1 protein-coding gene is annotated in these 683 nt (G+C 62.8%); it reads left to right on the forward strand.

Annotated features, from left to right (window positions below):
• The coding region (locus NKI50_RS30500) for an ISAs1 family transposase (protein ID WP_352644044.1) at positions 1–677 on the forward strand (677 nt) is incomplete at its 5' end.
• Positions 678–683 lie beyond the last annotated feature (6 nt).

Consider the following 683-nt stretch of genomic DNA (forward strand, 5'->3'; position numbering starts at 1 on the left):
CCGAGACCCGGCTGTGCCTGGCGGCAGTCTCGCCGAGCGATGGTGAGAACGAAGTCGAGGCCGCGCTCAAGGTCGTCGAACTCATTGATCTTACGGGCAGATTGGTCACCGCCGATGCGCTCCACTGCCACACCCGCATGGCTGCGGCCATTACCCAAAGAGGTGGCGATTACCTGCTTGCGCTGAAGGGCAACCGTCGTCATTGGCTGCGCCGCGCCAACCTGCAACTGGCCGACGCCACCCCTTCCATTGCCGAGCGCACCGAGACCAGCCACGGCCGCAACGAGTGGCGGCAGGCCGAGATCGTGGCGGCGGCCGAGCCGCTGATGCCTGGCCACCAGGCCTTCATCCGCATCACCAGCCGGCGCGATCAGGCCAGACCTTTGATGCGCCTGTTCATGGCCTCCACGCTCATGTCGCCGCAGCGGGCGCTCGACCTCACCAGAGCTCATTGGCAGATCGAGAACGGCCTGCATTGGATGCTCGATGTCCATCTCGATGAGGATCTCAGCCGTGCCCGCAAGGACAATGCTCCCGCCAACACAGCCCTTCTCAATCGCCTCGCCAGAAACATCCTTCAGGCCGCCGATGCTGCCAAAGTTCCCATCAGCCATCGCATCAAGAAATGCGCCTGGAACGACGACTATCTCATCAATGCCATCACTCATATGCGATAGCCCTGC

This window comes from Mesorhizobium sp. M0563 (assembly GCF_040321065.1).
GTDB lineage: Bacteria > Pseudomonadota > Alphaproteobacteria > Rhizobiales > Rhizobiaceae > Mesorhizobium.